Annotated in this window: 7 protein-coding genes and 1 riboswitch; all 7 genes read left to right on the forward strand. The window is 34.9% G+C overall.

What is annotated here, in order from left to right:
- Positions 1-92 precede the first annotated feature (92 nt).
- Complete coding sequence (locus tag ACW2QF_RS15050) at positions 93-1,592, forward strand: carboxypeptidase M32 (RefSeq protein ID WP_455716827.1); 1,500 nt, start codon at positions 93-95, stop codon at positions 1,590-1,592.
- Between the two features lie 191 nt (positions 1,593-1,783).
- Positions 1,784-3,091 carry a phosphopyruvate hydratase gene (eno, locus tag ACW2QF_RS15055; RefSeq protein WP_455716828.1) on the forward strand — a complete coding sequence of 436 codons (1,308 nt, stop codon included), beginning with the start codon at positions 1,784-1,786 and terminating at the stop codon, positions 3,089-3,091.
- An 85-nt stretch (positions 3,092-3,176) separates the two neighbouring features.
- Positions 3,177-3,285, forward strand: a riboswitch (TPP riboswitch).
- A gap of 65 nt (positions 3,286-3,350) precedes the next feature.
- On the forward strand, positions 3,351-4,172 hold the full coding sequence (gene thiM, locus ACW2QF_RS15060) for a hydroxyethylthiazole kinase (protein WP_455716829.1): 822 nt from the start codon (positions 3,351-3,353) through the stop codon (positions 4,170-4,172).
- 77 nt (positions 4,173-4,249) lie between these two features.
- Entirely contained in the window at positions 4,250-4,888 is a 639-nt protein-coding gene (gene thiE / locus ACW2QF_RS15065) for a thiamine phosphate synthase (RefSeq protein WP_455716830.1), read from the forward strand.
- 24 nt (positions 4,889-4,912) lie between these two features.
- The gene (gene thiD / locus ACW2QF_RS15070) at positions 4,913-5,719 is read left to right on the forward strand and encodes a bifunctional hydroxymethylpyrimidine kinase/phosphomethylpyrimidine kinase (RefSeq protein WP_455716831.1); all 807 of its coding nucleotides are present in this window, start codon (positions 4,913-4,915) and stop codon (positions 5,717-5,719) included.
- 574 nt (positions 5,720-6,293) lie between these two features.
- Positions 6,294-7,922: a methyl-accepting chemotaxis protein gene (locus tag ACW2QF_RS15075; RefSeq protein ID WP_455716832.1), complete on the forward strand. Its 1,629-nt coding sequence runs from the start codon at positions 6,294-6,296 to the stop codon at positions 7,920-7,922.
- Positions 7,923-7,956: 34 nt separating this feature from the next.
- Positions 7,957-8,664, forward strand: a 708-nt coding sequence (locus ACW2QF_RS15080) for an HD-GYP domain-containing protein (RefSeq protein ID WP_455716833.1), incomplete at its 3' end; no start/stop codon positions are given.

The following is an 8,664-nucleotide window of genomic DNA, read 5'->3' on the forward strand; positions in this document are numbered from 1 at the left end:
ACACTTCTTTGTGATTACATACTAACTATTACAAGTGAGATGAGAGTTTATTAAAGTTATAATGAGTTAATTTGAAAGGAGTACCTTTGAATATGAGCAAATTATTTGAAGAATTACAACCATTTCTTGATAAAGATATGGCTATTAATACAGCGTTAATTTTATTAAGTTGGGATAATGAAACATTGGCACCAGAAGAAAGTATTGAATATACAGCAAAAGCAGTGGGAATTCTAGCAGACGAACAATTTCGTTCCTTTGTTAATCCAGAGGTTCGTGCTATTCTAACTAAGTTAGAAGAACATAAAGAGGAACTTGAGGATACAGAGAAAGCGATACTTAAGAAATTACTAAAAAGCTATGAGCAGATGGAGAAGATTCCACCAGAAGAAAACAAGGAATATAGCGAGTTAACAGCTGTTTCGGGAAACATCTGGGCTAAGGCTAAGAATAATAATAACTATGCTGAATATGCGCCAACATTGGAGAAGATTATTAATTTCCAAAAGAAATTTGCAGGGTATCGTAGAAAAGATGGAGAAAAAATATATGATATTCTGTTAGATGATTATGAGGAAGGATTTAATACGGAAAAGTTAGATACTTTCTTTAATAAAATTAAAGAGGAAATCGTGCCTTTAATTAAGGAAGTTGCAAAAAGACAAGATCAGATTGATAAGTCTTATAACTTTTTATCCTACGATGTAAAGAAACAAGAGGAATTCGCTAGATTTCTTGCACAGTACATTGGTTTTGATTTTAAGAAAGGTGTGATTGCAGAAAGCGAGCATCCTTTTACAACAAACCTACATAATCATGATGTGCGTATCACTACACATTATTATGAAAACAATTTAGAGAGTTCATTATTCTCGGTTATTCACGAAGGTGGACACGCAATTTATGAAATGCAAGTTGCAGATGAACTTACGCAAACACCTGTAGGTGGAGGAGCATCTATGGGAATGCATGAATCACAATCCCGTTTCTTTGAGAATATAATTGGTAGAAGCGAAGAATTCTGGACGCCAATCTATCCTAAACTAAAAGAAACATTCCCTGAGCAGTTAGAGAACGTATCCCTACAACAATTTATTGCGGGTATCAATAAGTCAGTACCTTCACTTATTCGAACAGAAGCAGATGAGCTTACGTATACCCTTCATATTATCATTCGTTATGAAATCGAGAAGATGTTCTTAGAAGGTGATGTAGATGTTATGGAGCTTCCTGCAATTTGGAATCAAAAATACGAAGAATATCTAGGAATAACACCTTCTAGTGATAAAGAAGGAATTCTTCAAGATGTACATTGGTCCATGGGAAGCATAGGATATTTCCCTTCTTATGCATTAGGTTCCGCAATTGCTGCACAGATTTACTATCACATTAAAACAGTAATGCCTTTTGAACAATATTTGTTAGAAGGAAATCTTGCACCAATCCGTGAGTATCTAAAAGAACATATTCATAAATATGGAGAAACTAAGAACACCAATGAATTTCTTATGGATATGATGGGTGAAGAGCTTAACGCAGATTATTATGTAAGATACCTAAAAGAAAAATATACGAAATTATACAATTTATAGAATATAGTATGAAATATAAATTTCAGCAAGGAGATTGTCATTAATTATGGCAATCTCCTTGTTAGTTTACCTATATATAGGCAATTTCAAAAGGCATTTCCGTACTTATGCTAGATTAAAAGAATAAAAAAATCAATTCATGCGGATAGTACTATATTGAATACATTTGGTATAGAAAGGAAGCTATTAGCATGAAAAGAAAAATTGAACTGGTAAAAGCAAGAGAAATCCTTGATTCTAGAGGTAATCCTACTGTTGAAGTTGAGGTTCTACTTAAAGACGGAAACATTGGCAGAGCAGCTGTTCCCTCAGGAGCTTCTACAGGAGCCTTTGAAGCAGTTGAATTACGTGATGGAGATAAGAAGCGCTATATGGGAAATGGTGTTTTAAAAGCAGTTGAGAATGTGAATGGCCCTATAGCAGAATTATTAATTGGAAAAAATGCTTTGAATCAATGCGAAATCGATCGCATAATGATTGAAGCAGATGGAACAGATAACAAAGGTAAATTTGGTGCTAACGCAATACTAGGAGTATCGTTAGCCGTTGCAAAAGCGGCAGCTGAATCAGTTGAACTTCCATTATATCAATATATTGGTGGCGTGAATGCAAAAGTTTTGCCTGTCCCAATGATGAATATTATTAATGGCGGTAAACACGCGGATTCCAGTTTGAATATTCAAGAATTTATGATTATGCCAGTTGGTGCAAAAACATTTCGTGAAGCTTTAGAATGGAGTACTGTTGTTTTTCACACACTTAAGAAGTTACTAAAATCTGATGGATATGTAACAGCGGTAGGTGATGAAGGTGGTTTTGCTCCTAAGTTTAATTCAGATGAACAAGCACTAGAATATATCGTAAAAGCAATTGATGAAGCAGGATATAAATCGGGAGAAGATTTCTATATTGCTATAGACGCAGCAGCTACAGAGATGTATGAAGAAGCAGCAAAAGCAGGTAGAAAGGGTGAATACCTATTCTGGAAATCTGGTGAATATAAAACTGTTGATGAGATGGTTGCGTATTGGGAAGATATTTGTAATCGCTATCCAGTTAAATCTCTTGAAGATGGACTTGCAGAGGAGGACTGGGAAGGTTTTGATAAACTTACAAAAGCCCTTGGAGACAAGATTCAGTTAGTAGGAGATGACTTATTTGTAACCAATACAAAACGTATCAGGAAGGGGATCGATATGGATGTATCCAATTCTGTATTAATAAAATTCAACCAAATTGGTACCCTTACGGAGACATTAGAAGCAATAGAAGCTGCTAAATGTAACCGATGGACTGCAGTAGTTTCTCATCGTTCAGGTGAAACAGAAGATGTAACTCTTGCAGATATTGCTGTAGCTACCAATGCAGGTCAAATTAAGACAGGGGCACCATCAAGAAGTGACCGTGTTGCAAAATATAATAGACTTCTTAGAATTGAGGAGCAATTAGGTAAGGAGGCAGTTTATTTAGGTAAAAATGCGTTCAGAGGAAAACAATAAAACTAGTTTATCCTTATAATACCCACTTGTAATATTGTTTAAAACTGTTATAATAAACCATAATAGTGTAACAAACTATTATTAAATCTTGAAATAGGGGGGCTCATGTAATTGGGCTGAGAGTAAGCTGTATCGCTTTGACCCATAACCTGATTTGGATAATGCCAACGTAGGGACATATGCAGAAGTATGTTAATATTGCGATGCCTTTGGCGTCGCTTTTTTAATATCCAAATCATAAGAAAGGAGAATTTATTATATGTTAGAACAATGTTTAAAAAATGTTAGAGCAAAAGCACCTTTAGTACATAATATCACCAATTATGTAACGGTAAATGATGTTGCTAATATTCTACTTGCTTGTGGTGGAAGTCCTATTATGGCAGATGATAGTAAGGAAGTAGAAGAGATTACTACAATTTGTGGTGGACTGAATATCAACATAGGAACGTTAAATCAAAATTCTATTCCATCAATGTTGTTAGCTGGTAAGAAAGCAAATGAATTAGGGCATAAAGTGTTACTCGATCCAGTAGGGGCAGGAGCAAGCACATTACGGACGGAAACAACATTTAGGCTAATGAAAGAAGTAAAATTCGATGTGATTAGAGGCAATATCTCGGAAATTAAGACACTTGCTAATGGTAGCGGTAATACCAAAGGTGTAGATGCCGATGTTGCTGATGCAGTAACTGAAGAAAATCTTAAAGGTGCGGTTACATTCATTAAAACGTTTGCAAAACAGACAAAAAGTGTAATAGCTATTACTGGTGCAATAGATTTGGTTAGTGATGAAAGTACATGTTATGTAATTCGAAATGGACAAAGAGAAATGTCGAGTATTACAGGAACAGGTTGCCAGTTATCGGGTATGATAACCGCGTATCTTGTAGCAAATCCGGAACATACTTTAGAAGCAGCGGCGGCAGCAGTATGTGCAATGGGGCTCGCAGGAGAGATTGGCTATAGTAGAATGAAAGATGGTGATGGGAATGCAACGTATAGAAATCGAATCATTGATGCCATTAGTAATATGACAGCAGAAGAGTTAGGAAAAGGTGCAAGATACGAAATCTTATAATTAGATTGACAACGGTTGTTACTATGCAGTTATATTACGCGTAATAATTACGAAGATAGAAAGGAAGGACTGAGAAGTTGAATTGTAAAAGTGAAGACTTATTACTATATGCAGTTACTGACCGAAGCTGGCTGAATGGAGAAAGCTTGTGTAGTCAGGTTGAGAAGGCTTTAAAAGGTGGAGCAACATTTCTTCAATTGCGAGAGAAAGAACTAGCTGAAGAACAGTTTTTAAGAGAGGCTATTGAAATTAAAGAATTATGTAAGAGATACCATGTACCATTCGTTATTAATGATAATGTTAATATTGCATGCAAGATTGATGCAGACGGAGTTCATGTTGGACAAAGTGATATGGATGCGGGTAATGTAAGAGAAAAATTAGGTACTAATAAGATAATAGGTGTTTCTGCCCAGACAGTGGAACAAGCACTATTAGCTGAGAGGTGTGGAGCAGATTACTTAGGAGTAGGAGCAGTATTTCCTACTGGAACAAAGCTCGATGCGGTGGAAGTAAGTTACGAAACCTTGAAGGCGATTTGCGATGCTGTGCATATTCCAGTTGTAGCAATTGGAGGTATCGCAAATGATAATATAATACAACTAAAAGGTAGTGGAGTAAGTGGTGTTGCTGTTGTAAGTGCGATATTCGCAAGCAAAGACATTGAAGCAGAAACGAAAGAACTTTGTATAAAAGTGAGAGAAATGCTAAAGTAAGGATTGAAAGGAGTTGATCTTTTTATGTATAAAGCATTAACAATTGCAGGTAGCGATTCTAGTGGTGGAGCTGGTATCCAGGCAGATATTAAGACAATGACAGTACATGGAGTATATGCGATGAGTGCAATTACGGCATTGACAGCGCAAAATACTATGGGAGTAACAGGAATAATGGAAGTAAGTCCAGAGTTTTTGGAAGAACAGTTAGATTGTATATTCACGGATATTGAACCAGATGCGGTTAAGATCGGTATGGTATCCTCTGGGCGATTGATTTGCAGTATTGCTAATAAATTAAAACAATATAATGCAAAGAATGTAGTTGTTGATCCTGTAATGGTAGCAACTAGTGGTTCTAGATTAATTAGTGAAGAAGCAATATCTGTGTTAAAGGAAAGGTTGTTTCCATTAGCATGTCTCCTTACACCAAATATTCCTGAGGCAGAAGTAATTGCTAGTATGAAGATAGAGAAAAAAGAAGATATGGTGAAGGCTTCTGAGATTATCTATAGCCAATATGGTTGTCCAGTTCTTTGTAAAGGGGGACATTTTGGTGATGATGCAGATGATTTGTTATATATAGAGGGTGAGATACACTGGTTAACTGGGGCACGTTTTGATAATCCTAATACCCATGGGACAGGCTGCACATTATCAAGTGCAATAGCTGCAAACCTAGCTAAAGGATATTCTATGGTAGAAGCAGTGCAACTAGCAAAAACATATGTTGCAAAAGCAATTGCTCACAATATGAAACTTGGGAAGGGAAGAGGCCCATTAAATCATATGTGGAAGATGATGCAGTGTGAAGATAACTTTATTTATTAACGGTATAAAATCAGTAGACAATATGAGAAATCTGCCTAATAAAGGTATCATATAATACTTATTTAATATTGACTAACTATTTTTCACATGATAGTATAGTAATGCACTGGGATATCTATAAAATCATTATAGATATCCTATGGATTTAGGCAGATTTTATGAGAGATATGAAGAAATAAAGAAATTACTAGTAAGGTTAGTGGTCGTACATCTGATTATTATTAAGAATACATATTATTTTCATACACTAAATGGATACAAGCATTAGTAAGACTGTTATGAATTAGATGAAGATATTTTATTATACTATAGTTGAAATGTATAATAGGGTGAGATGATGAAAGTGTATTTACTTATACTGAATATATGTATGATGAAAATACTAGGCTTTACTTTCTAATAATATAGAATAAAGGAGGGTTTGTTACTTAATATGATTATCCAAGATAACATATCTTGATTTCATCATAAAGTTTGCTTAATGATAACATACAAACATTGAAAGGGTTACTATAAAGTTACTATGTTAAAATTAAGTAAAAGCATAAAAAAGGAAAAAACTCTCGGATATGAGATGATAAAAGGTTTTGCAGTCATAGGGATAATGATTGCATTGTTAATGGTAGTGTCAGCTGTAGGCGGGTTAAGTATATTGAATGCTAACAATGCAATCTCAGATATAAATCACTTTAATGAAAAACTATATGAAGCACAGGTGGCACATTACAAGTGGAGTAACAATTTAATGTACGCTCTAAATTACGGAGGAGAATTTACAGGGAGTACAGATCCTAAGGGGTGTGATTTTGGAAAGTTTATTTATAGTGTAGATTTGGAACAGGATGAAGAATTTCGAGAGTTTCTAGAAACAATTGAGCCAATGCATGATACGATTCATGGTGCTGCCGATAAAATTCTAAATCTGCAGAACACAAACAGTGAAGAAGCTGCAAAGTTATTTGAATCGGAAGTAATGACTAATATTGAAAAATTAGTTGCTGAGCTAGAGGATTTAATTAGTAATAAAAAAGCAAAAATCACTGAACAGGAAGAGCAGTTTGGGGTTGTTTTACTTGTAGCTGTTCTACTATCCTTCTTGATTATAGCCCTGGCTGCATTATCTTGCATTAAGTTTTATAGATTTATAAGAAAAGAAGTGGTACAAAATCTTGAGGTGATTACAAATGAGACGAAACAATTATCCGAAGGAAAGCTTAACTTGAATTTTGATATAGATTGTAAGACTAAAGATATGACTGCCTTAAGTAATTCACTTGACATTTCTACAAAAGAATTATCTAAATATATCAATGCGATTGACCTTAGCATGGAAGAATTCTCAAAAGGAAATTTAGCATTGGAATGTCAGGGAAGCTTTATTGGAGATTTTGCTAAGATTGAAAAATCATTAGAAAAGTTCTCACTGAATATAAGTCGCACCCTAGAAGAGGTTATTATTGCCTCGGATCAGGTTGCTGCGGGAGCAGATGAAATCTCTAGTGGAGCTCTAGAGTTATCATTTGGTGTGACAAAGCAGGCAAATGGTGTGAAAGAGCTGTCTGCAACTATTGATGATATTTCAGAGAAGATAACGACAACAGCCGATAATGTAAAAGGTATCAATGAATTAATGGTAGATACTTGTGATATGGTTGGCAACGGAAATAGTAAAATGAAAGAAATGATGGTTGCAATGACGAAAATCACTCAAAAGTCAATGCAAGTCAAAGAAATAATTAAGACAATGGATGATATTACCTTCCAGACGAATCTTCTTGCATTGAATGCAGCAATTGAGGCTGCAAGAGCTGGTACATCAGGAAAAGGATTCGCTGTAGTAGCTGATGAAGTGAGAAATCTTGCGCAAAGTTCATCGGACGCTGCAAAAAATATCGAAGAATTAATTCAAGATACCATAGTAGCCGTTGAACAGGGCTCAAGAATAGCAACAGAAACAGCTAAGATTTTAGAAAATATTAATCAACGTTCCATTGAAATCGATGAAAAGGTTGATGAAGTTGCTGTTTTTGCTAAGAAACAGATTGAAGGAATCAATCAAATAACAGTTGAAGTGAATCACATCTCCTCCGTAGTTCAATCTAACTCTGAAACATCTGAACAGAGTGCAGCTGCCAGTGAGGAACTTACAGCGCAGGCACAATTATTGCATGAATTGACACAGCAGTTTAATCTTAAAAAATAACTCTACAATGTGAACGTTGAAAGGAATTGCTAAGATGAGATTGGTACCTGTGAGTTTTTTGAAAGAAAATACAGAGATTGGAACAGATGTCATTAATAATGATGGAAAATTGTTGTTAAAAGAAGGACAGAAAATATCAAAAGCTGCTATCAGTGTATTAAATAGACTAGGAGTTTCTCATGTATATATTCGTGATGAATACTGCTTTAGTGATAATAAGAATAGATATACCACGGATTTAAGACAATTTTCTGATAGTATAGAAAAATTAAAGTCAATAGGTGGTAAGGTTAGTGATAGTACATCAGGCGCAGCTGATATGACAGCAGGATACATTGTTGCACAAAAATTTGTGGATGATTTAATCTCACTTGGTAAGGATTTTAAAATAGTATATGAGCCAAGTAAGATTGTAATCAATTCCTTAGTGGAGCGATCAATATATGTTGCAATTATGTCTACCGCATTAGGGCTAAAACTGAACATTAGTAGAGATAGGCTGATAAAGTTATGTTTGGCCGCATTATTAAAAGATATTGCTTTAATTTCTCCTAAAATTAAGAATGTTGATGAGAATACGTATAATCTTCACCCTCTAATGGGGTACAAGTATTTGAAAGAAAATTACAAATTAGATGAAGAGATTCTAAATGCAGTGCTTCATCATCATGAACTTGATAATGGTACGGGATTCACTAATAAGTTAAAAGGAAATGAATTCTGTGAGTTCGCCAGAATCTTT

The organism is Anaerosporobacter sp. (assembly GCF_965301125.1).

What these genes read in the sequence shown, in the direction of transcription:
- ACW2QF_RS15050 (WP_455716827.1), top strand. Translation starts at nt 93, where the DNA reads ATGAGCAAATTATTTGAAGAATTACAACCATTTCTTGATAAAGATATG.
- eno (WP_455716828.1), top strand. Translation starts at nt 1,784, where the DNA reads ATGAAAAGAAAAATTGAACTGGTAAAAGCAAGAGAAATCCTTGATTCT.
- ACW2QF_RS15075 (WP_455716832.1), top strand. Translation starts at nt 6,294, where the DNA reads ATGATAAAAGGTTTTGCAGTCATAGGGATAATGATTGCATTGTTAATG.
- thiD (WP_455716831.1), top strand. Translation starts at nt 4,913, where the DNA reads ATGTATAAAGCATTAACAATTGCAGGTAGCGATTCTAGTGGTGGAGCT.
- thiM (WP_455716829.1), top strand. Translation starts at nt 3,351, where the DNA reads ATGTTAGAACAATGTTTAAAAAATGTTAGAGCAAAAGCACCTTTAGTA.